The sequence below is a fragment of the Aphanizomenon sp. UHCC 0183 genome (assembly GCF_009712065.1).
GTDB lineage: Bacteria > Cyanobacteriota > Cyanobacteriia > Cyanobacteriales > Nostocaceae > Dolichospermum > Dolichospermum heterosporum.
Map to the genome: position 1 here is coordinate 47259 of NZ_VILC01000017.1, position 23634 is coordinate 70892.

26 protein-coding genes, 1 pseudogene and 1 riboswitch are annotated in these 23634 nt (G+C 38.1%); of the genes and pseudogenes, 6 read left to right on the plus strand and 21 right to left on the minus strand.

The features are described 5' to 3' along the window. Positions 1–188 precede the first annotated feature (188 nt). The 18 genes and pseudogenes from FJR37_RS08185 to FJR37_RS08280 form a co-directional block, all read right to left on the minus strand. Positions 189–389, minus strand: a pseudogene (locus FJR37_RS08185) (type II toxin-antitoxin system HigA family antitoxin); the annotation flags it as partial. A 166-nt stretch (positions 390–555) separates the two neighbouring features. Continuing rightward, positions 556–1200, minus strand: a complete 645-nt coding sequence (locus tag FJR37_RS08190; RefSeq protein WP_168465763.1) for a universal stress protein — start codon at positions 1198–1200, stop codon at positions 556–558. 161 nt (positions 1201–1361) lie between these two features. Continuing rightward, positions 1362–1474, minus strand: a riboswitch (cyclic di-AMP (ydaO/yuaA leader). A gap of 493 nt (positions 1475–1967) precedes the next feature. Then, positions 1968–2969 carry a transaldolase gene (locus FJR37_RS08195; protein WP_168465751.1) on the minus strand — a complete coding sequence of 334 codons (1002 nt, stop codon included), beginning with the start codon at positions 2967–2969 and terminating at the stop codon, positions 1968–1970. Positions 2970–3119: 150 nt separating this feature from the next. Continuing rightward, on the minus strand, positions 3120–4550 hold the full coding sequence (gene pyk / locus FJR37_RS08200; protein ID WP_168465752.1) for a pyruvate kinase: 1431 nt from the start codon (positions 4548–4550) through the stop codon (positions 3120–3122). Positions 4551–4715: 165 nt separating this feature from the next. Further along, positions 4716–5741 (minus strand): type I glyceraldehyde-3-phosphate dehydrogenase, encoded by a 1026-nt coding sequence (gene gap, locus FJR37_RS08205; protein WP_039199429.1) that lies wholly within the window; start codon positions 5739–5741, stop codon positions 4716–4718. Positions 5742–5938: 197 nt separating this feature from the next. Then, the gene (locus FJR37_RS08210; protein ID WP_039199431.1) at positions 5939–6457 is read right to left on the minus strand and encodes a DUF29 family protein; all 519 of its coding nucleotides are present in this window, start codon (positions 6455–6457) and stop codon (positions 5939–5941) included. 5 nt (positions 6458–6462) lie between these two features. Then, positions 6463–6981, minus strand: a complete 519-nt coding sequence (locus FJR37_RS08215) for a DUF29 family protein (protein ID WP_039199433.1) — start codon at positions 6979–6981, stop codon at positions 6463–6465. A 5-nt stretch (positions 6982–6986) separates the two neighbouring features. Further along, positions 6987–7505 (minus strand): DUF29 family protein, encoded by a 519-nt coding sequence (locus FJR37_RS08220; RefSeq protein ID WP_168465753.1) that lies wholly within the window; start codon positions 7503–7505, stop codon positions 6987–6989. Between the two features lie 6 nt (positions 7506–7511). Next, a complete protein-coding gene (locus tag FJR37_RS08225; RefSeq protein WP_039199435.1) occupies positions 7512–8030 on the minus strand; it encodes a DUF29 family protein in 519 nt (172 codons plus the stop codon). Between the two features lie 47 nt (positions 8031–8077). Further along, entirely contained in the window at positions 8078–8257 is a 180-nt protein-coding gene (locus FJR37_RS08230; protein ID WP_039199437.1) for a type II toxin-antitoxin system HicA family toxin, read from the minus strand. After that, positions 8254–8454, minus strand: coding sequence for a hypothetical protein (locus FJR37_RS08235; RefSeq protein WP_039199438.1), 201 nt, complete (start codon positions 8452–8454; stop codon positions 8254–8256). The genes FJR37_RS08230 and FJR37_RS08235 overlap by 4 nt, the downstream gene beginning before the upstream one ends. 87 nt (positions 8455–8541) lie before the next feature. Continuing rightward, on the minus strand, positions 8542–8748 hold the full coding sequence (gene brnA, locus FJR37_RS08240) for a type II toxin-antitoxin system BrnA family antitoxin (RefSeq protein WP_254434539.1): 207 nt from the start codon (positions 8746–8748) through the stop codon (positions 8542–8544). A gap of 268 nt (positions 8749–9016) precedes the next feature. Continuing rightward, on the minus strand, positions 9017–9346 hold the full coding sequence (locus tag FJR37_RS08255) for a helix-turn-helix domain-containing protein (RefSeq protein WP_168465754.1): 330 nt from the start codon (positions 9344–9346) through the stop codon (positions 9017–9019). A gap of 13 nt (positions 9347–9359) precedes the next feature. Continuing rightward, positions 9360–9716, minus strand: a complete 357-nt coding sequence (locus tag FJR37_RS08260) for a type II toxin-antitoxin system RelE/ParE family toxin (RefSeq protein ID WP_168465755.1) — start codon at positions 9714–9716, stop codon at positions 9360–9362. Positions 9717–9723: 7 nt separating this feature from the next. Then, positions 9724–11142, minus strand: a complete 1419-nt coding sequence (locus FJR37_RS08265) for a WG repeat-containing protein (protein ID WP_168465756.1) — start codon at positions 11140–11142, stop codon at positions 9724–9726. A gap of 82 nt (positions 11143–11224) precedes the next feature. Then, the gene (locus FJR37_RS08270; protein WP_039199442.1) at positions 11225–11623 is read right to left on the minus strand and encodes a hypothetical protein; all 399 of its coding nucleotides are present in this window, start codon (positions 11621–11623) and stop codon (positions 11225–11227) included. Positions 11624–11636: 13 nt separating this feature from the next. Next, positions 11637–12053: a hypothetical protein gene (locus FJR37_RS08275; protein WP_039199444.1), complete on the minus strand. Its 417-nt coding sequence runs from the start codon at positions 12051–12053 to the stop codon at positions 11637–11639. A 178-nt stretch (positions 12054–12231) separates the two neighbouring features. Continuing rightward, entirely contained in the window at positions 12232–14613 is a 2382-nt protein-coding gene (locus FJR37_RS08280) for a phosphoketolase (protein WP_168465757.1), read from the minus strand. 252 nt (positions 14614–14865) lie between these two features. Here FJR37_RS08280 and menB point away from each other — a divergent pair, with 252 nt between their 5' ends. Then, positions 14866–15702, plus strand: coding sequence for a 1,4-dihydroxy-2-naphthoyl-CoA synthase (gene menB, locus FJR37_RS08285; RefSeq protein WP_039199448.1), 837 nt, complete (start codon positions 14866–14868; stop codon positions 15700–15702). Between the two features lie 226 nt (positions 15703–15928). On the opposite strand, the gene FJR37_RS08290 is transcribed toward menB, so the two are convergent. Then, entirely contained in the window at positions 15929–16243 is a 315-nt protein-coding gene (locus FJR37_RS08290; protein WP_039199451.1) for a hypothetical protein, read from the minus strand. A gap of 332 nt (positions 16244–16575) precedes the next feature. Continuing rightward, entirely contained in the window at positions 16576–17121 is a 546-nt protein-coding gene (locus FJR37_RS08295; protein ID WP_039199453.1) for a DUF721 domain-containing protein, read from the minus strand. Positions 17122–17226: 105 nt separating this feature from the next. On the opposite strand from FJR37_RS08295, the gene FJR37_RS08300 reads away from it, so the two are divergent. From FJR37_RS08300 to FJR37_RS08320, 5 genes are all read left to right on the plus strand, one after another. Beyond that, the gene (locus tag FJR37_RS08300; protein WP_168465758.1) at positions 17227–18417 is read left to right on the plus strand and encodes a hypothetical protein; all 1191 of its coding nucleotides are present in this window, start codon (positions 17227–17229) and stop codon (positions 18415–18417) included. A gap of 165 nt (positions 18418–18582) precedes the next feature. Then, positions 18583–19293, plus strand: a complete 711-nt coding sequence (locus tag FJR37_RS08305) for a PspA/IM30 family protein (RefSeq protein WP_168465759.1) — start codon at positions 18583–18585, stop codon at positions 19291–19293. A gap of 165 nt (positions 19294–19458) precedes the next feature. Next, positions 19459–20250 (plus strand): PspA/IM30 family protein, encoded by a 792-nt coding sequence (locus FJR37_RS08310; protein WP_168465760.1) that lies wholly within the window; start codon positions 19459–19461, stop codon positions 20248–20250. A gap of 584 nt (positions 20251–20834) precedes the next feature. Beyond that, positions 20835–21170 carry a co-chaperone YbbN gene (locus FJR37_RS08315; protein WP_039199458.1) on the plus strand — a complete coding sequence of 112 codons (336 nt, stop codon included), beginning with the start codon at positions 20835–20837 and terminating at the stop codon, positions 21168–21170. A gap of 75 nt (positions 21171–21245) precedes the next feature. Continuing rightward, positions 21246–22430 (plus strand): LL-diaminopimelate aminotransferase, encoded by a 1185-nt coding sequence (locus FJR37_RS08320; RefSeq protein ID WP_168465761.1) that lies wholly within the window; start codon positions 21246–21248, stop codon positions 22428–22430. Positions 22431–22537: 107 nt separating this feature from the next. On the opposite strand, the gene nadC is transcribed toward FJR37_RS08320, so the two are convergent. After that, a complete protein-coding gene (gene nadC / locus FJR37_RS08325) occupies positions 22538–23404 on the minus strand; it encodes a carboxylating nicotinate-nucleotide diphosphorylase (protein WP_039199464.1) in 867 nt (288 codons plus the stop codon). Positions 23405–23634: the final 230 nt, after the last annotated feature.

The following is a 23634-nucleotide window of genomic DNA, read 5'->3' on the forward strand; positions in this document are numbered from 1 at the left end:
TTGTCGTTATGGCAAGGCAAAAGGCAAGAGGCAAGAGGCAAGAGTGAAGAGGGTTTGGGCGATTTTACGTTTCTTTACACAGTTTGGTTTTATTGTGTTCACCTACTTAGCTTAAAACCGCCTCAGAATAAATTCTGAGTCTAATAGCAAAAGTCGTCTCAAGACGACTAGAATAATCACGCCTTAATTTAAATAAACAATCCTGGAGAAACATTAAAAAATTCTCCTAATGCTTTTGCTTGAGCCTTACTAATTGCTCTTTTCCTATTCACAACCTCAGAAACCACACCTTTAGAACCAATAACTCCTACCAAATCAGATTGTTTAATTCCCCTAGCATTCATTAAATGTTCTAACATGGCATGGGGAGATGATGGTTCAATAGGGTAGTGTTTATTTTTATTTGAAAATGCAAATCTTACTTGATCAATATGTTCTCATTTAGAGAACGGTTTATCAATAGAAGTTAGGAATTGACGAAAAAGCCACTTAAAGTATAAGTGACTTTTCATAATTTGAAATTAAATTCCCATCACTGTCATTGAAAACAGAGAATTATTCATCAATAGAATGGGGAATACCCAAAACTGCACAAGGGAAATTTCTACTGAGTGTTGTAATCATGGGATGATTACTAGATTGGCAGCCTAAAAAGAGAATATCTGCACTTTCTAATTGCACAACCTTCTTTAGTTCTTTAGCAATGTTGCCAAATCGCAAATGAGATTTAAACGAACCTTGCCATTCTTCGGCTAGAGTTTTGGCTTGCCAAATAATTCTGTCTGCTTCCTTAATAGAAGTCCTAGATTCTCTTTCCAATTGCGGTAAAATTGCTGTTCCTTTGGGTTGATTTAATCGCAACGTGGCTGGCTTTGATGTATTGCTGAATTGGGATTCTAATTGAGCTTTATTATTGGCAACATTGAATATATCAACAGACTGGCAATTGAAGTTTTCTTCTACTACATAAACGGCTTGAACTGTAATTTGAGAGTTAGTAGCTAAACTCGTTTGGTGAGCAATCCAACAAGCGATATCTAGGGCTGTGTGACTTTCAGGTGAACCATTATATCCCACGATAAAATTGGCTGATTTTGCCTGAGAAACTCTTTTAGAAAATGATTTTTGAGTTTCTGGTAGTAATACCATTTGTTCAATTAGGTCATCACGACCGATAGCACTTTGTAATCGTGCTAACATTGGCTTAATTTTCACAGTTTTAACTTCTCTCCCTTGAAACGATTAATCAATGAGAAGCGGGGGATGACAATTTTAAATTTCAGATTTATCTCAAATCCAAAATCTAAAATTTATTTAAGGAAGCCCCAATCATAACTGAATATTACAGCCAAGATTTTGGAAGTTCCTTCCATTGCCGACGGAGTTAGCTGACGGGCTAAGACTGGAAGGTGTCTCTCGTAAGATTAGCCCCAAATACTTGGTTCCTCCGTTTCAAATTCAGCTTTGATGAATTTGAATTAGGCTACCCACTAAAAATATATTAATACTATTACACTAGGTTTAAATAAAGTCAAGGTTAAGAATATTGAGGATATGGTTGTAGTCAGGAGCTTAATTACTAATTTTTCCTATTTTTACTAATATTTAATGATTTAAACTATTTTAATATTGCCAGAATTAAAAAAGTTGGAATTTAGCTATAATTCGTGATTTGATTATGTTTAAGGGCTATTTTTCAAGATTTAAAAAAAATGAATTAAGTAGGTGAACACAATAAAACCAAACTGTGTAAAGAAACGTAAAATCGCCCAAACCCTCTTCACTCTTCACTCTTGCCTCTTGCCTCTTGCCTTTTGCCTTGCCATAACGACAATTTTCAACGCCAACCTACTTAATTGAAACAGGAGATTCTTAACAGCCTTGTAGTAGATCAAGCAGGTAATAGGTAATAGAGAACAAGTAAGAATTTTACCAATTACCAATTACCCATTACCAATTACCCATTATTAAGCAGTTACCTTTTCACTTTCTAAACGAGCCAATCTTTCGGCCAGTAGTTTTTCCAAAGAAATCAAAGCCTTGGTAAAACCATCAATACCTTCTGCAAGTTTATCAGAAGCCATGCGATCGCCATTGTGCATTTGATCAAAAGTAGCTTTATCAACAGAGATTTTGGCAGTTGATAACCCTGCTGCCTTGGCAGGATCAAGTTTGCGGGGTAATTCAGCAACAGTGTTTTGCAATTCTGTCAACAACCCTGGAGAAATAGTCAGCAAATCGCAACCAGCCAATTCTGTAATTTCACCAATATTGCGGAAACTAGCGCCCATTACCTCGGTTTTATAACCAAACTTTTTATAGTAGTTATAAATGCTAGTTACAGACAATACACCTGGATCTTCCGCTGCGGGATAGCTATCCCGGCCAGTATCTTTCTTGTACCAGTCAAGAATCCGACCAACGAAAGGAGAAATTAAAGTGATACCAGCTTCCGCACAGGCGATCGCTTGGTGCAGACCAAATAGTAAAGTTAAGTTACAGTGAATACCTTCTTTTTCCAAAATTTCCCCAGCTTTGATACCTTCCCAAGTGGAGGCAATTTTAATCAAAACCCTCTCTTTAGAAATACCAGCAGCTTTATACTGAGCGATTAAATCCCGTGCTTTAGCTACAGTAGCATCTGTATCATAAGATAACCGAGCATCTACTTCTGTAGACACCCGACCGGGGATAATTTGCAAAATCTTTAATCCAAAAGATACCGCTAAACGGTCAAAAGCCAGGGATACCACCTGTGCTTGACTAGCGGCAGTGCCAGCATCTTTTTTAGCTTTGAGTAAAGTTTGATCAACAATATCCTGATATTCCGCCATTTGTGCCGCGGCAGTAATCAGTGAAGGATTGGTAGTAGCATCTTGAGGTTTAAACTGTTCAATTGATTGGATATCTCCCGTATCCGCTACCACAACGGTTACTGCCCGTAGTGCTTCTAGTAAGTTCTTAGGCATAACATACTCCAATGTCAGTGGTCAGTAGTCAGTGGTCAGTAGTCAGTGGTCAGTAGTCAGTGGTTAGGGGTCAGTGGTTAGGGGTTAGGGAACAAGAATTTTCCCAATTACCAATCACCTACCCATTACCAACTACCCATTTTAAATGCGTCATGCCGTAATTGGCTGTCCAATAGAATGCACTTTAATTAAACTTGTTGTTCCAGATTGACCAATTGGGACACCAGAGGTAATCACCACCTTGTCTCCTTCCTGAACTAAACCACTATCTACAACGGTGTTTACCACATTCACAAACATTTCTTCGGCGGTGTGAACAGGTTGAATTAGTAGGGGTTCTACACCCCAAGATAAAGCTAATTGACGGTAGGCGGTACAGTCGGAAGTCAGCGCAATAATTGGTGTGCTGGGACGATATTTAGAAACGAGTTTGGCTGTACTTCCTGATGTAGTATTACAGAGAATCGCTTTTGCACCAGTTTCATAGGCAATGCGACAAACCGATTGAGATACTGATTCTGTGACAGAGAGACTACCAGCTTCGGGAATCCAAGAATGTCTATTTCCCTCTTGCAGTGCTGTTTCTGTTTGTAAGGCGATATTGTGCATGATTTGGACAGCCGCAATCGGATAGTCACCCATTGCCGTTTCTCCAGACAACATAACTGCATCTGTGCCATCGAAAATCGAGTTAGCAACGTCCGTGGCTTCAGCGCGGGTTGGGTCAGGGGCGCTAATCATGGACTCTAACATTTGAGTAGCTGTAATCACGGGTTTACCAGCTTGATTACAACGACGAGCAATGTCTTTTTGAATTAAGGGGACGTTATATATTGGTACTTCGACCCCTAAATCCCCACGAGCAATCATAATACCGTCAGCGGCTGCAATGATAGCATCTAGCTGTTCCACAGCTTCTGCCCGTTCAATTTTAGCAATCAGGCGAATCTTTGAGCCAGCACCTTCAATCATGCGGCGTGCAGGTTCGAGGTCTTGGGGCGATCGCACAAAGGAAACCGCCACCCAGTCTACACCTAATTGTATCCCAAATCGCAAATCCATTAAATCCTTTTCCGTAATCGAACTTACGGGTAAAGGAGTAGCGGGTAAATTTACACCTTTGTGAGAAGAAATCAAACCGCCAATATTCACATGAGCGCGGATTTTATCAGCGTCACGGCTGGTAACAGTTAACTTCACTCGACCATCATTAATTAAAATGGGTTCACCACATCGCATCATAGCGAATAGGGTGGGTAGAGGTAAGGGTAACTCATCAATACTTTCACCCTTCTCCTGTAAGAGAAAAGTCACCTCCTTACCAGCCTCTAACATTAACCCTTCCGGTGGTAATTTCCCTAACCGAATCTTTGGCCCACATAAATCCTGCATAATTGCAATTGGCTTGTGTAAATCCTTGCTAATCTGCCGCAGATGATGAAAAACTTGGGCGTGAGCCTCATAAGCGCCATGAGAAAAATTCAACCGCGCCATATTCATTCCCGCCCTTACCAAAGCTTCTAACTTCTCAGGTGAAGATGTAGCCGGTCCTATAGTACAAACAATTTTAGTGCGACGCATAAGTATGTAAGGAGTAACGTTAAGGTAGCACACTCCGTTAAGCCCTGGAAGAGGCAGGGGAGCAGAGAGCAGGGGGAGAAGAATATTAATCTTGCTCTTACCTCTTGCGGTTCTCACTGTCACCTGTCACCTGTCACCTGTCACCTGTCACCTGTCACCTGTCACCTAAATCAATCCTTCTTTTTTGGCCATTGACAACATTAAATCAATGACGCGGTTGGAGTAACCCCATTCGTTGTCATACCAGGAGACAATTTTGAAGAAATTAGCATTCAGTTCAATTCCTGCACCCGCGTCGAAAATGCTGGAGTGGGAATCACCTTGAAAATCTGTAGATACTACTTCTTCATCGGTGTAACCTAACACACCTGATAAATTACCTTCCGCAGCTTTTTTCATGGCTGCACAGATTTCTTTGTAAGAAGTGGCTTTGGTGGTTTTGAAAGTCAAGTCAACCACCGAGACATCAGGAGTGGGAACTCTCAAAGCCATACCAGTTAACTTACCTTTCAATTCTGGTAATACCAAAGCCACCGCTTTAGCCGCCCCTGTAGCGGAGGGAATTATATTTTGACCCGCACCTCGTCCACCGCGCCAATCTTTGCGACTGGGACCATCTACCGTGGGCTGAGTGGCTGTTGTGGCGTGAACTGTGGTCATTAACCCTTCAGCTAAACCGAAGTTATCATTAATGACTTTCGCAATGGGCGCTAAACAATTTGTAGTACAACTAGCATTGGAGACAATCAAGTCTTTGGCGGGGTCAAATAAGTGATGATTTACACCCATGACCATTGTTTTTACCTTTTCCGGTTCTTTTGTCGGTGCGGAAATGACAACCCGCTTTGCACCTGCTTTCAGGTGATTTTCCGCCCCAGCGTAGTCGGTGAAAAGTCCTGTAGATTCAACAACATAATCTACTCCCAATTTACCCCAAGGTAGTTCTGCGGGATTTCGCATAGATACACAAGGGACAAAATGACCATCAATAACTATACCGTCTTCTCTAGCTGCAACTTTGCTTTTCAATCTCCCGTGTGTAGAGTCGTACTTGAGAAGATACGCAAGGTTATCGGGGGGAACTAAATCGTTAATTCCTACAAATTCAATATTGGGATTAGTAAGACCAGCACGTAACACAAGTCTACCAATTCGACCGAATCCATTAATACCAATTTTCAACTTCGTCAAAATTAAACCTCCTGTGTTGGGAATTTCAGCAAAGGTTAACTGGCCCGGTTAATTCTAGTCTGACTTAGCTGATTCTTACAGTCACAAAAGGCATAAAGTTAATTTAACTGGCATATTTTAAGGTTTAGTCATTGTTCATTGATTACTTGTGATCATTGGCTACTCAGTTTAAATATTTATGTATTTGTATCAATATCTCACCTTTTCCCTAATTTCCAATCTTCACCACCGGGTAACTGTATTAACAGTTCAGCAATAGTTTTTGGTAATTCTTTCACAGAATATAGATGAGTCAATTCCAAAAATTTTCCAGCGATAGAAATTACCTCGTTTCTATTGACCATTTCTGCTAATTGAAATTCATTATAAGTCCCGTTAAATACTTCTAAACTAGCATCAGCTATGGCTAATTCAATTTCATCTTCTAACCAACTATTCCATTCATCTTGGTTGATATAATAGGATTTTTTATTTTCTTTGAGATTAATATCTTGAATTTCTATCAATGAATTGCGAATAGAAGCAACCCAAGAATTTGTTAATCTTTTCTCGATTTGATTTTTAATCAGATGAATTAACAACACTTTCAAAAAAGATTTAATTTGTCGTAATATGGCTTTTTTACTCATCCCCTCTAATTCATCAATAATAGCCAAAGCGTCGCTGTAACGTTGTTCTAAAATACTATTTCTGAGGTCTATTAATTCTTGAGTCATATTAATTACCTTTTCCCTAATTTCCAATCTTCACCACCGGGTAACTGAATTAGCATTTCAGCAATAGTTTTTGGTAACTCCTTTACAGAATATAAATGAGTCAATTCCAAAAATTTTCTAGCGATAGAGATTACCTCATTTCTATTGACAATTTCCGCTAATTGAAATTCATTATAAATCCCGTTCAATACTTCTAAACTAGCATCAGCTATTGCTAGTTCAATTTCATCTTCTAACCAACTACCCCATTCACTTTGATTGATATAATAGGATTTTTTATTTTCTTTGAGATTTATTTTTTTAATTTCTATCAATGAATTACGAATAGAAGCAACCCAAGAGTTAGTTAATCGGGTTTCTATTTGGTTTTTAACTAAATGAATTAACAAAATTCTCAAAAATGCTTGAATATTCCGTAAAATCGCCTGTTTACTCATCCCCTCTAATTCATCAACAATAGCCAAAGCATCGGTGTAACGTTGTTCTAGAATACTATTTCTGAGGTCTATTAGTTCTTGTGTCATATTGATTACCTTTTCCCTAATTTCCAATCTTCACCACCAGTTAAATTACCTAAATAATCATCAATGATATCTGGTAATTCTCTAATTTTATAATTATAGGTGAAGTTAATTAATTCAGTTGCAGTTAATATTAATTGTGGTTTATTTAACATTTGAGAAATTTGTTGACGCTTAAATTTTCCATTCATTACTTCTAAACTAGCGTCAGCTATGGCTAATTCAATTTCATCTTCTAACCAACTATCCCATTCATCTTGATTAATATAATAGGATTTTTTATTTTCTTTGAGATTTATTTTTTTAATTTCTATCAATGAATTACGAATAGAAGCAACCCAAGAATTAGTTAATCGTTGTTCTATTTGGTTTTTAATTAAATGAATTAACAAAATTCTCAAAAATGCTTGAATATTCCGTAAAATCGCTTGTTTACTCATCCCCTCTAATTCATCAACAATAGCTAAAGCGTCGGTGTAACGTTGTTCTACAATACTATTTCTGAGGTCTATTAATTCTTGTGTCATATTTGATTACCTTTTACCTAACTTCCAATCTTCACCACCAGTTAAATTACTTAAGTAATTATCAATAACATCTGGCAATTCTCTAATTTGATAATTATAAGTCAAGTTAATTAACTCAGTTGCAGTTAATATTAATTGTGGTTTATTTAACATTTGGGAAAGTTGTTGTCTTTGCAATTTTCCATTCATTATTTCTAAACTTGCAGGACGAATTGCCGATTCTATAGAATCCTCTAATATTTCCACCCATTCATCAATATTAAGATAGTAAGATTTTTTATTTTCTTTCAAATTCAATTTCTTAATTTCTAGAATTGAACTTTCAATTGATGCAGCCCAAGAATTAGTTAACCGCTGTTCCACTTGATTTTTAATTAAATGAATCATCAATCTCAATAAAAATGATTCAATATTCCGTAAAATCGCTTGTTTACTCATCCCCTCTAATTCATCAACAATAGCTAAAGCATCGGTATAACGTTGTTCTACAATACTATTTCTGAGGTCTATTAATTCCTGTGTCATATTCGATTACCTCAACTTGGAAATTTACTAATCTCAACCAAGAGAAATTAAGAGTTTTGCAACATTTTTAGAATATGTTTAGCTAAGTTATCGTTAATTTCTCGATGTCTAGGAATTGGTTGTGAAACTTTTGTGAGAGGATTTTGATACCAATCATGATTACCACCATGTCTGATAAAAATACAACCAATTTCTTCTAATTCTTTAATTAAATCTCTTCTTTTCACAATAATTCTAACTCTGCAATTTTTCTAATGGCAGGAATATTATTACTAGAAAATTCCTGATACAAGTCCAATAAATTCTCCTGGAGTTCTTTTAAGGAATTTCCTTGAGTCCAATAATCAGGATATTCTTCTAAGTAACCGATAAACATATCCTCGTCTTGCCAATAAATATATTTTTTTTTAGTGATTGTTTCCATGATTATCTCAACCTATAAGTAAAGGCTTGATCTAATTATATCAGATTTTTTCAAAAATTAAATATCACCTTGATTGGCAGGGAGTAACTAATTGGTAATCACTTTTTTATCCAGACGTTCAGCAAGCCACAATTTAATAATAGAATCAGAAGTCACACCTAAACGTTTTGCTTCCTGTTCTAAAGCTTCTATCATCCAAACAGGAAAATCAATATTAACTCTTTTTTTTGTATAAGTAGGTTGGTGTTGAAAATTGTCGTTATGGCAAGGCAAAAGGCAAGAGGCAAGAGGCAAGAGTGAAGAGGGTTTGGGCGATTTTACATTTCTTTACACAGTTTGGTTTTATTGTGTTCACCTACTTACCCTGGATGATGTACTTGAGATAAGTCTAAAAACTCGGTAATATCTTCACCATTGTCAAACTTAGTATCAAATTCTTCAGCTTTCATAAATATTGACCTCTTCAGTACGAGAACGACGAACAGAAATAATTCTTATTTTATCACTACGATAGGTAATGACTGCTGACGAATGTTTATAAGTATTACAATACAAACTAGCATTAAGCAATTTTTTGATAGACAACATTAATTTTAGGTTGAGATTTATCTTGCTGTTGATTTGTTACCATTATTTCTACATTTTGACCTAATTTAATTAAATAACTTAATAAATTTTCAATTGTAAATTCTTTGAGAATACCGTTAGTTAAATTATTTATTTGTTCAAGTTCTAAGCCTAAAATTTGTGCGGCTTGTTGAGGTGTGATTTGTTGCTGTTCTAAAATATCTGCAATAACCGAAGCTAATTTGACTTTGGCTAGTTTTTCTTCAGCATTAGCAAATCCTAAATCTTGAAATATGTTGCCAGAACTGATTGTATAATCTAACATAATCTTCCTCTCATCATTCTCTAGTTTGTGAAATTTGGATTGCTGTTTGTAATCGCTGGTGAATTAAATCAATAGTTTGTTGAGGTGTTTTGATACCTTTAGGTGATTTTTTCTTGAAAGCGTGGAGAATATACACAGCATTATCTATTTTTATAGCATAAATAGTGCGGTATGTATCGGTTTGATAATTGTTGCGAATTTCAAATACTCCATTAAATCCTTTTAATGGTTTTATTTTAGGATGATTTTGATTGATTTGCACGCGATAGAGAATATACCCAATTTCATCAATTACATCTTCAGGAAATTCTAGAAGTTCTTCTTTGGCAGAGTTTACCCAGATAACTGTTTTGATTGTATCATTAGTCATAATTTAGTTAATAAACAATGTTTCCTGTTTTATCTATTAGGTGTTCTTTGCCATTAATTGTTACTTCTGCTAAACTTTCTCGAAAACTATAAGCAACATCAAATTGGTAGGGAATAACTACTAAACCCATCGTATTGATATATCCCCATTTATCTCCCATTTTTACACCTGCTAATCCTTCGGAAAACCGTCCGTCACTGTCAAACTGACAGGGAATAACTACTGAACCACTCGTATTGACATATCCCCATTTATCTGCCATTTTTACACTTGCTAATCCTTCAAAAAACCGTCCGTTACTATCAAACTGACAGGGAATAACTATTGAACCACTCGTATTGATATATCCCCATTTATCTCCCATTTTTACACTTGCTAATCCTTCAAAAAACCATCCATTACTATCAAACTGACAGGGAATAACTATTGAACCGCTCGTATTGATATATCCCCATTTATCTCCCATTTTTACGGCTGCTAGTCCTTCAAAAAACCAATGAGAAAAATCATCAAATTGACAGGGAGTAACTAATTTACCTCCACAAACATATCCATATTTACCATTAAGTTTAACTGGAACTAACTTAGGTATTAGTGATGATATTTGATTAGCTACAAAAACTTTATTTAATTGATCCAAAGCTTCCTTTGCATCTCGATAACGTTGTCGCCAATCATAACGCACCATTTTATTGATAAAATTCTCTAACTTATCACTTATTTTAACTTGATCAATCCAAAGAAATTCACCATCGTCATCTTCTGCTAATAAACCGTGAGATAAATCAATTAATGCCTGAATTGCTGTCATCCCCACAGCATAAATATCACTACTCAATTTAGGCTTACCCATAGCCTGTTCTATAGGCATATATCCCTGTGTACCAATACTAATAGTACGACTAGTTGAACCTGATTTCATCGCAATAGTATTATTAATTTGTTTCACAACACCAAAATCAATTAATACTAATTTTCCATCTTTCCGGCGCATAATATTGGCTGGTTTAATATCCCGATGAATTACATTATTTTCATGGACATAAACCAATATTTCTAAAACATCTCTTAAAAGTTGAATTACATCATTTTCACTTAACTTTTTACCAGGACTTACTTCTTGAGTTAAATCATATCCATCAATAAATTCTTGAATTAAATAGAATTGTTCACCTTCTTCAAAATAAGCGTATAATTTAGGAATTTGATCATAATTTTGTCCCAGTTTATATAATATTTGTGCTTCTTGTTCAAATAAACGGATAATATCTGGATCAATAGCTGTAGGTTGTAACCGCTTAACCACACAAATCGGTTTAGGAGTCACGGGAATATCTAAATCTTCTGCGAGGAAGGTTTCACCAAACCCACCTTTACCCAATTTTTTAATAATCCTGTAACGTTGACGGAGAATATTACCAATCATAGAAAGACATTTTTATAACCCTGGTTATTAAATTCTAACATGACCTTCCCACAAAAAAATCATACCCAAACGCTGATTAATGCTATTTTTGCTGCTGCTTTTTATAAGGCTTATCCAACCAATCATACAATAACCAAGCCTTACGTGCTAACTTTCCGGCAATATCTATGGCTTCTTTCTCGTTCGTTTCAGGATGAGGAAGATGATGAATACTCACATGATCTGGTTTATCTAGAATCGCATCTAAACCCAATTTTCTGATATCTACTACAGTGAAACAAATCACCCCAAAACATTGAGATAACCGATTATAAGAATCTTCTGGATTTAGGGCTGCTGATAAGGCATTTTCATAGTCGCCTATTTTGCGTTTAAACTGTAATTTAAATGCTTCTAGATCAATAACTTTAGTATCGGGATTCAGCCACCCTTTTTTCGTAATAGCCCGATACAAAACTGTGTCATTAGATAACTGATTCACGGAAACTTATAAACTAATATATTACTTTGTCAGTGGATAGCCACAAAAGGGACTGATAAACTTGGTCTAAAGAAGGATTATTAATTAACTCACTTTCATTATCTTTTCGATAATACAATGATCCCGCCAAAGTTGGCAATACAGGAACTTTTATCCTAACTTCCTTATCAAATTTTTGATTAGTCCAAATTAAATTAATTCCGCCTCGACTCTCCAAATTTGAAAACCCAAGGGGAAACAACTGTCCTAATGCTTGATACAATTGAGTTAATAATTCAATGGATACCGATACAGCATAATCTGATGGATTCAATAACTCATCATCATCGTCTAAATCCGGTTCAAGTTCTGTTAATTCCAAAAGACGTTTAAATGTGATTTGAAAATTAGGATTAACTTTTAGTTTAGTTATCTCAAAATTAGCCACCATAGCAAATATTGTATTGATTTTCTCAACATAATTATATCTTATCACACTACATCTAAATTCATCACTGTAGTTCTGTTAAGTTGATAAAATAACTCGGTAAGCGTAAAACTCAGTCCCCAAATGTTTAGGGGTTTAGCACTGCTAAACCCCTACCGATAAAATCAGCTTGACTCAATTATTAATATGGCCAAGTCCAATCACGAATTTCTGGCATATCTTCACCGTGTTTCTGGATATATTGCTTATGTTCAATCAACTTATCTTGCAATTTTTGCTTCACATAAGCTGCTTTAGAACCTAATTTTGGAACACGGTCAATTACATCCATAACCAAGTGGAATCTATCTAAATCATTCATCACTACCATATCAAAAGGTGTGGTTGTTGTTCCCTCTTCTTTATAACCACGCACATGAATATTCTGATGATTTGTATGCCGATAGGTGAGACGATGAATTAACCAAGGATAACCATGAAAAGCAAAAATCACAGGTTTATCAGTTGTGAAAATCGTATCAAAATCCTTACTACTTAAACCGTGAGGATGTTCACTTTGTGGTTGTAGTGTCATCAAATCAACAACATTGACAACCCGCACTTTTAAATCTGGGAAATGTTGTCTTAAAATATCCACAGCCGCTAAAGTTTCCAAGGTCGGAACATCTCCAGCACAAGCCATGACTACATCAGTTTCACTGTCTTGATCATTACTAGCCCATTCCCAAATTCCTAAACCTTTAGTACAATGTTTTAGGGCTGCATCCATGTCTAAATATTGTAATGCTGGTTGTTTACCGGCAACAATCACATTGACATAATTACGACTTCTTAAACAATGGTCGGTTACTGATAATAAAGTATTAGCATCAGGTGGCAGATAAACACGAATAATTTCGGCTTTTTTGTTAATTACGTGGTCAATAAACCCAGGATCTTGGTGAGAGAACCCGTTATGATCTTGTCGCCAAACGTGGGAAGTGAGAAGATAATTTAAAGATGCAATTGGTCTTCTCCAAGTAATATGACGAGTCGTTTTCAACCATTTGGCGTGTTGGTTGAACATCGAATCAATGATGTGAATAAAAGCTTCATAACAGGAGAAGAAACCATGACGACCTGTTAATAAATAGCCTTCTAACCATCCTTGACAATTGGTTTCGCTGAGGATTTCCATTACTCGACCGTCCGGTGATAAATGGTCATCTTCGGGGAGAGTTTCCGCATCCCAAGCGCGATTTGTCACTTCAAATAAAGGGTCTAGCCGATTTGAGGCGGTTTCGTCAGGACCAAAAACGCGGAAGTTGCGGCTTTCGTCGTTCAGTTTCATAATGTCACGGAGAAACTTACCAGTAACTTTGGTAGCTTCGGCGTTAACTGTCCCTGGTTGGGGTACTTCTACAGCGTAGTTGGAGAAATCAGGCATTTTCAAGTCACGCAGCAAAATTCCGCCGTTAGCGTGGGGGTTGTCTCCCATGCGATGCTGACCTTTAGGCGCTAGTTCTGCAAGTTCGGGAAGGAGTTGACCATTTGCGTCGAAAAGTTCTTCTGGTTTGTAACTTTTTAGCCAATCTTCCAGCAGTTGCAGATGTTCCGGTTTACCAGCTATATCACTAAAGGGGACTTGGTGCGATCGCCAATAACCTTCTGTTTTCTTCCCGTCCACTTCCTTGGGACCCGTCCAACCTTTAGGAGTGCGTAAAACAATCATCGGCCACTGCGGTCTTTCTTGGCAACCATGTATCCGCGCTTCTCTTTGAATACTTTGAATTTCTGGAATGATTGTATCTAATACTGCTGCCATTTGTTGGTGAACTTCCGCAGGGTCACCACCTTCCACAAAGTAAGGTTTATAGCCATAGCCGATAAATAGGCTTTCTAACTCTTCATGAGGTATCCGTGCTAATACGGTTGGGTTGGCAATTTTGTAACCATTTAAATGCAGAATTGGTAAAACCGCACCATCAGTAACCGGGTTAATAAATTTGTTAGAATGCCAGCTAGTTGCCAAAGGTCCAGTTTCCGCTTCTCCGTCACCGACAACCGCCGCAACTATCAAATCAGGGTTATCAAATACCGCCCCATAAGCGTGAACTAAAGCATAACCTAATTCTCCCCCCTCATGGATAGAACCAGGGGTTTCTGGGGCGACGTGGCTGGGAATACCACCAGGAAAGGAAAATTGTTTGAATAGTTTTTGCATTCCCTCTTCATTTTGGGAAATGTTAGGGTAATATTCACTATATGTTCCTTCTAAGTATGTATTGGCAACAAGTCCGGGTCCACCATGTCCGGGTCCAGCTATGTAAATTGCATTGAGGTCGTATTTTTTGATAACTCGGTTAAAGTGGGCATAAATTAAGTTTAGCCCTGGAGTAGTTCCCCAATGTCCTAAGAGTCGAGGTTTGACGTGTTCTTGTTTGAGGGGTTCTCTTAGTAAAGGATTGTCAAGAAGGTAAATTTGTCCAACAGACAGATAGTTAGCAGCACGCCAATAGGCATTGATTTTTTTTAATTCTGCGTCTGTTAAAGACTTTATTTGTGGAATACTGGCAATAGTCATTTTAAACTCCCGTGTAAAGTATTTGCACCAATCAATTTTCAACCCATTTGTAGGGGCGTAGGGCCTGCGCCCAGTCTATATTCCTAATACTGACATTCCATCTACATTAAAACCTATACTTTTGAAAAAATTAAGGTAATCTAATTTGAAGAAGAAATTAAATCAGTCAAATGGCTGAAAATGCAATTCTAAGTATCGGAAAAAACGAAAATATCGCTAATAAAATTCTCAAGCACAAATCACAGATTATCCATGATAGAAACCGACTGGAAGACCGTCAAAACCTACGAAGACATCATCTACCAAAAAACCGACGGTATCGCCAAAATCACTATTAACCGTCCCCACAAACGTAACGCATTCCGTCCAAAAACCGTATTTGAACTATACGAAGCCTTTTGGGATGCTAAAGAAGATACCACCATTGGCGTAGTCCTATTTACAGGTGCAGGACCTCATACAGATGGAAAATATGCCTTTTGTTCAGGTGGTGATCAAAGTGTACGTGGACAAGCAGGTTATGTAGATGAAACCGGAATCCCCCGTTTAAATGTCTTAGATTTACAACGCCTGATTCGTTCCATGCCCAAAGTAGTAATTGCCCTAGTCGCGGGTTATGCTATTGGCGGAGGTCATGTTCTCCATTTAATTTGTGATTTAACTATTGCGGCTGATAATGCCATTTTTGGGCAAACGGGACCCAAAGTAGGGAGTTTCGATGGTGGTTTTGGTGCTAGTTATTTAGCCAGAATAGTAGGACAAAAAAAAGCCAGGGAAATATGGTTTCTCTGTCGTCAATATAACGCCCAAGAAGCCCTAGAAATGGGCTTGGTTAATACTGTCGTCCCTATAGAACAACTAGAAACAGAAGGCGTACAATGGGCGCAAGAAGTATTAGAAAAAAGTCCCATAGCTATTCGTTGTCTGAAATCAGCATTTAACGCTGACTGTGACGGACAAGCTGGTTTACAAGAATTGTCTGGTAACGCTACTCTACTTTATTACATGACAGAAGAAGGAGCAGAAGGAAAACAAGCCTTTTTGGAAAAGCGTCCTCCTAACTTCCGGGATTTTCCCTGGTTGCCTTAAATTGATTTGATCATGAAACTTTACCAATAACATTATTTTACTCCTTCTTTGTTCTCTTGACTCCTGACTGGGCGCAGGCCCTGCGCCCCTACCTCCGCTATATACCAAAATCGCACCTGTTGTGGAAGGTGCAATTTCTGAAGATGTCAAAATTGAAAACACTAACAAATTGCCAGTCAAATTTTATTAGGGTGGACAGAAAATTGATGACCGTAATCATGAATAGTTAAATGAGTACGCTTTGATTTTTCACTTCTTGTGTAGCGGAAGTCGGAATATCTTCAACAGAGGCTACTGTAACATGATCCAAATCGGTCGGGAGAGTTTGAGCAACAGCAAAAATCGGTTTGGCTACTGGTAAACTCCAAGCATCTTCTAAAGTTTCCCAAGCTGGTGCAAAAGCGGCCATGACCAAAGGACAGGCTTTCCAGACTCCTTGGACTGGTGCGCTCAATTTTTCACACATACCGCCACGACGACCTTGTGGCTGGTAATAACGACAATAACGACAGGTAGATGTTAAACGCTTAATTAGTTTCATGTGCCTTCATCTTCAGTACCATTCAGGACTAGTTATCACACTTATATATCTTGCTGGTTATCCAAAATAGACATGAAGGGTAAAAATCATTATTGGATATAGGTTCTAGCGATTATTAACCATAAACAAATTTTAGTATATCTTTAGATTCTTGTTATATATGTAAATAATTATTAGAGTGCCTACATATTTATTTTCATCTAAAACTTATTGGGGATCAAGATGAAAACATGAATTTTGGATTTCCTTGTTTTGTAAAAACGTTACTTTAGATAGAGTTAAAATCAGTTCTTAGCATTTAATTTACTGAATTATTTACAATAGTTCAATATTTATCCTAACCGCTTGGAGCAGCAGAGAGAACAAACATTCCATCGTTCCAGTTCACCCGGTGGAGTGGGACATTGACATTGGGGACATAAGGGGAGATGATGCGATCGCTCTTGCATCGTCTTAGCCCAATTCTCAAAAGCACCCAAAGCATTGTCAATATTGGCTTGAACTAACCTATCACCAATCAAATCATCAGCCACATAACTAGGATGTTCCGAGGCCGAAACAGTGGCTTCTGTTCCCGCTATTGATGAATTTTTCCACTCGGCTGTAGAAAAGCGAATATCTACCAAAGACGTAGATAGCTTGTTATTTAACTTTACCAACATAGTTTTCCTGCCAAATGTCAAATTTTGCGCCCAAGCAGCACTAGAAGTTGCTACCCACAAAACATCACGCTGAATAGACAAAGGACGAGTTTGCACCGCAACCGCAGTCCCCACAACTTCTACCCAGCACTTTAGCAACCGCAGCAATACCTGTTCTTGCCATTGTGGTGAACGTTGAATATTTCCTAAAACCTGATCAATTGACTTAAAAGACATATTATGTTATTAGTTTTACCATAAAAATAGCTGAATACTGATAATCAACTTTCACCAGTATATTGAAAATTCATTTAATCATCTACCCTGACTCCATCTTAAACAATGAATCAAAATCCTTTGATAGATTCTACCAAATCCCCGCAAACACCCCGCTTAAACCCTACCCTAACTATGGCACTGGCTAGTTTAGAAATACAATTGGATCAAGAATTAACCAGATATAGACGCACACGCAAAAACACCAAATCACAAACAGCAAGAAGTGTAGAAAGTTACACTAATTATCAAACAACAACCTTGTCGAAGGAGATTCAACTACCAGCAGTTCCTCCCGTAGCCATTCCCTCAGAAAATCCATTCTTGACGAATGAGACTGAAACCATTGATTTTCCCCAGGAGTTTGCTAACTTAGACATAGAAGAAACCCCCACCCCTCCAAACCTAGAAAAATCAACTAGCAGTATAGTTCCCACCAAAATTCCCTCCCCTGACAACCCAACCCTCCTCACCACAAATGATCCTCCTCAACAACCAAATGATTATTTAGAATCTAGTGAGGCATTATTGCGGAGTTTGACAGCCGTTGCACCACAAAATCAAACTCCTAATTCTCCTAAATCCCGTGATAGTGTCTTATCACCTTTAGGTATTGGTTCAATGCTGTTGCTATTATTGGCAAGTTTGACTTTAGGTTATGTCGTCTTCAATCCCAAAAATTTACCTAAATTGAATTTCAGTAGCGTACTAAACAATAATTCATCAAAGACTGCGGAAAATACACAAAACACAGAAATTATAGAAAATAATTCCCAACTGACTAGCGAACCAAAAATCACCCCCATAGCTAAATATCCTAATTTAGCCACCCAAGAATTTCGACAAGTTAGAGATCCTAAAGATGTCGTAGATTTAACACCAAAAGTTAAACCGACCCCTCAAATCATTTCCACTCCTGTAGCTATTCAACCCCCCATAACTCCTATCTCTCCATTACCGAGACTTTCCCCCTTACCTAACACCCTCTCTAAATCCACATCTTTAGCAAAGCCTACAGCTACTTTTTCACCCCTACCAGAAGATGTCAAACCATCAGCTAATGGCTACTATTATATTATTGCTGATAATCAAGGCGACAAAGCTTTAACAGCCGCCAAGCAAGTCGTTCCTGATGCTTATTTATCACCAAATAAAAAATTTATTTATTTGGGTGCTTTGAAAACCAAGGATGAGATTAAGCGCAGATTGCAGCAATTAGAAGCAAAAGGTATTAAAGGACGATTACAACAGCCATAGTTAAAAAATGCTGGTTTTACTGAATAAAATTTACTGAATTTAACGCCAAAAACTCTGATCTTTGCGTCTTTGCGCCTTTGCGTGAGGCTAATTCATACTGATTTCTTACTATGATAACAATATAGCAATCCTCAAAGTCCAGTAAATGGTCAAGGTAGAGCCAACATGGAAGTTATTAACCGTATTCTGCGGGTGATTCGCGCTAATTTTAATAGTCTGGTTAGCAATGCAGAAGATCCAGAAAAAATTCTGGAAACAGCTTTCATGGAAATGCAGGAGAATTTGGTACAATTGCGTCAAGGGGTAGCTCAAGCGATCGCCACCCAAAAGCGCACAGAACGCCAAGCAGCCGCAGGAGAATCCCAAGCCGCAGAATGGTATCGTCGCGCCCAATTAGCCCTCCAGCAAGGTAATGACTCCCTAGCACGGGAAGCTCTCACCAAACGCAAATTTTACCAAGAGACCGCTACAACTTTAACCAGCCAAATTCAGCAGCAAAAAGATGTAGTCGCCAAATTAAAGCAAGATATGCGGACTTTAGAGTTAAAACTGGCTGAGGTAAAAACTAAGAAAGATATGTATATCGCTCGCGCTCGTTCCGCCGAAGCTTCCTATCGGCTGCAAGAAATTTTAACTGGAGCTTCTGCTACATCTAGCTTAGGTGCATTAGAACGAATGGAGGAAAAAGTCTTACAAATAGAAGCACAATCAGAAGTTGCTAGTACACTGGGTGGTGATGATCTAGAAAAAAAATTTGCATCCTTAGATTCTCACCATGATATTGATACAGAACTCGCAGCCATGAAAACTTATATGCTAAATCAAGAAGAAAATCCCCAGCCAGATCATAATTTACCCAAAACACCCGAACCATAACTTTCCCTGGTTGGTTAGTATAGATAATTGATAGGTTCATCATTCAGAATAGAAAAAAATAGTAATCCAGACTGGAAAGACTACATTGGCATAGGTAGCTATTAATATAGTAGAAAAGCTAACTATCTAACCAAGAGCGTAAACCTCTAAAGGAAAAATAAATTTATGGGATTATTTGATCGCCTTAAACGAGTAGTTGGTGCTAACTTAAACGATTTAGTCAGTAAAGCCGAAGATCCAGAAAAAATGCTGGAACAAGCCCTCCTCGAAATGCAAGAGGATATGGTGAAGTTGCGCCAAGGTGTAGCACAAGCAATAGCTGCCCAAAAGCGCACTGAAAAACAGTATAATGAAGGACAAGCCGAAATTAATAAGTGGCAACGTAACGCCCAACTCGCCCTGCAAAAAGGTGATGAGAACCTAGCCCGTCAAGCATTAGAGCGCAAGAAAACTTATACTGATACCGCTACGGCTTTAAAAACTAGTCTAGATCAGCAAACTGTTCAGGTAGAAGGTCTGAAAAAGAATTTAATCCAGTTAGAGAGCAAAATTTCTGAAGCCAAAACCAAGAAAGAAATGCTCAAAGCCAGGATTACTGCGGCCAAAGCCCAAGAGCAACTCCAGGGCATGGTTAGCGGTATGAATACCAGTAGTGCCATGTCTGCTTTTGAGCGCATGGAAGAAAAAGTCTTAATGCAAGAGGCCCGCGCTCAGTCAGGAGCGGAGTTAGCAAGTGCAGATTTAGAACACCAATTTGCTCAGTTAGAATCTGGTAGTGATGTTGATGATGAATTGGCCGCTTTGAAAGCATCCCTAGCACCTGCACCCGACCGAAAACTACTACCCCCAGAACAACCTAGCACCACAACTCCAGTACAACCAACCAGTACAGCTAAATCGGTTGAACCAGTTGATGCTGAATTGGAATCTCTACGCAAACAATTGGATAATCTGTAGTTTTTGCAGATAATTCAATTCAGTTAATCCCACACATCTTGGTTGTGGGATTTTACTTCATTTTTTCCAATGATTGTGATAAATTACCAGATGAAAAGCTTGTATAGCCAGTATTCTATACTTGAGAAGGCAATAACTTGCGTTTTTACATCCATACATCCCCTTTAAGCGAAAGCTCAACTTATTCCCTTGCAGAGTATATAACTAGTGAGACAGAATTAATTACACAACGTCATTGCGTAAGCATTGCGTGGCGTTAGCCATATGGAACGAAGTGAAATGAAGCAATTCCAAGGGTTGTGATTGCTTCCCTTCGCTCGCAATGACTGTAAATATTTTTGTCCAATTACTTAACCTAAAATCCAAAATCCAAAATCCAAAATCGTATAACAACTGACTCTTAGATTGGGATAAAATATTTTGTAAATGAACTTGATTAATTTATGTCCATTGCATAATGGCGGTATGAAAATCAAAAATTCCATTTCTCGAACTCTTACTCTTTGCGCCTCTGCGCCTTTGCGTGAGACCAATTCATACTTTCATTCAGCAATGCCAATTTATGCTACTTTATGGAGACTATAATGACCAAGGGTGTAATCACTATCACTGATGCTGAGTTTGAAACGGAAGTATTAAAAGCCGAGCAGCCTGTATTAGTTTATTTCTGGGCTTCCTGGTGCGGACCTTGTCAATTGATGTCACCACTAATTAACTTAGCTGCAACAACTTATGGCGATCGCCTAAAAATTGTTAAAATAGAAGCTGACCCTAATCCACTCACCGTCAAGGAATATCGGGTAGAAGGTCTTCCTGCTCTTAGGTTACTAAGAGGAGAAACAGTATTAGAATCTACTGAAGGAGTAATTGGTAAAGATAAATTACTCAGTTTTTTAGATCAGCATTTAAATAATAATTAGTTACCCGTCAGTGATCAAAACTCCATAGTTTCTGATCACTTACTCATGACTAATGACCAATAAATAATAATTAAAATGCAATTTGCTACCCGGTTACAACCCTTAAAATCTAACGTATTTGCCGATATGGACACAGCCAAGACCATTGCTTTGGCTGCTGGAAGAGAATTAATTGATTTGTCCTTGGGTTCTTCAGATTTACCAGCCGAGAATCACGTCATAGAAGCGATCGCTCAATCTCTCCATGATCCTACCACTCATGGTTATTTATTATTTCGTGGCACTCAAAATTTCCGTCAAGCCGCAGCCCAGTGGTACGAGCAAAAATTCGGTATCCCAGTTGACCCAGAAACAGAAGTTTTACCCCTCATTGGTTCTCAAGAAGGGACTGCCCATTTGCCTTTAGCCGTGCTTAATCCCGGCGATTTTGCTTTATTATTAGATCCTGGTTATCCTTCCCATGCCGGGGGAGTATACTTAGCTGGTGGTCAAATTTACCCCATGCCATTAAAACCAGAAAATAACTTTTTACCAGTTTTAAGTGATATTCCCGCCAACATTTTAGCCCAGTCGCGGTTAATGGTATTAAGCTATCCCCATAATCCTACCAGTGCGATCGCCCCATTATCCTTCTTTCAAGAAGCCGTAGCCTTTTGTCAACAACATAATATAGTTCTCGTTCACGACTTCCCTTACGTAGATTTAGTCTTCACAGAAAAAACCCAAAATCCAAAATCCCCTGTTCCCTCAATTTTGCAAGCAGACCCCGAAAAAAGCGTCTCTATTGAATTCTTTACCCTTTCCAAATCCTATAATATGGGTGGTTTCCGCATTGGTTACGCAATTGGGAATCCGCAATTAATTCAAGCCCTTAAGCAAATCAAAGCCACCGTTGATTTTAACCAATATTTGGGAATTTTGAACGGAGCGATCGCCGCCCTCACCGGACCCCAAGATGGTGTAAAATCTGCCGTTGATATTTTTCGTCAACGCCGGGACACCTTCATTAAAGCCTTGCACCGTATCGGTTGGAACGTTCCCACACCAGAAGCCACAATGTACATTTGGGCAAAATTACCCCCACAATGGAGTCATAATTCCATAGAATTTTGCACCGAACTAGTTAAAAAAACAGGTGTAGCCGCTTCCCCAGGAGTCGGCTTCGGTCAATTCGGTGAAGGATACGTTCGCTTTGCATTAGTACAAAAACCAGAAATCTTAGAAACTGCTGTTGAAAGAATTTCCGAGTTCCTCTACTAAAGTTGCTAATCATCTAGTTGAACCTGGTAATAATAGGTAATTGGTTAGTAAATTTCTGTTTTCATCCTGTTAATCCTTTAATCGTGGATATCCTGATTCAGATATTATTAAACCATTCTCATACTCAAATCCAACCATTTAGACTGAGTAATGGGCGCACTAGTAGAAATATAATCAACCCCAGTTTCTGCCACAGCGCGAACAGTCTCTAGAGTTACATTTCCCGAAGCCTCAATTTTTACCCGATCATCTTCATTACGAATCAATAATACAGCCTCACTCATCATAGACAAAGGCATATTATCTAACATAATAATATCTGCTCTGTACTGTAAAGCTTCCCGCACCTGTGCTAAATTTTCCGTTTCCACCTCAATAGTCAGAGGATAAGGAACGTGAGAACGAATGCGGGTAATAGCTTCCCCAATTCCCCCAGCCGCAACAATATGATTATCCTTAATCATCACCGCATCATCTAAACCCATCCGGTGATTCATCGCACCACCCAAAGCAGTAGCGTACTTTTCCAAAATTCTCAACCCTGGAGTAGTTTTGCGCGTATCCACCAACTGAGCAGGTAAATCAGCTATTTTTTCTACATATATATTAGTCAAACTGGCAATTCCACTTAACCGCATCACCAAATTAAGCGCTACCCTTTCCCCCATTAACAGCGTATCCAGTGAACCATTAATTTCCGCTATCACCTGTCCTGGTTCACAAGGTGTACCCTCATCGGTAACATTGACAAAATCAACTTGATTATTCAAAAGTTGAAACACCCTAGCCGCAATCGGTAAACCAGTAATTATCCCTGGTGCTTTCGCTATCCATTTAGCTTCTCCTCTAGTGGGATGTTGGGACAATAGAGATTGAGTAGTACGATCTCCCCTACCAATATCTTCCAATAACCAACTTTGCAACAATTGATCCAGCACCAAAAATGGTGGTAGTACAGCCACTGAACTCTTCATATCATCTCTAATATCTATATCCACTCAACACTATCAATTATTGTCTTTCTTTCTCTAATGACTCAAAAAACCCAGAAGTGGAACTCCACAAACCCAGCCAAATCAAAAACACCACCAAAAGGGCAGAAATCTCAGGAATTTTAACGCTCATAACCCTTGTCTCACAAGGATTTTAGATAAAACAAAAAACAAACCGAAAAATAGTTTGCCAAAGTAGTTGACAAACCAGA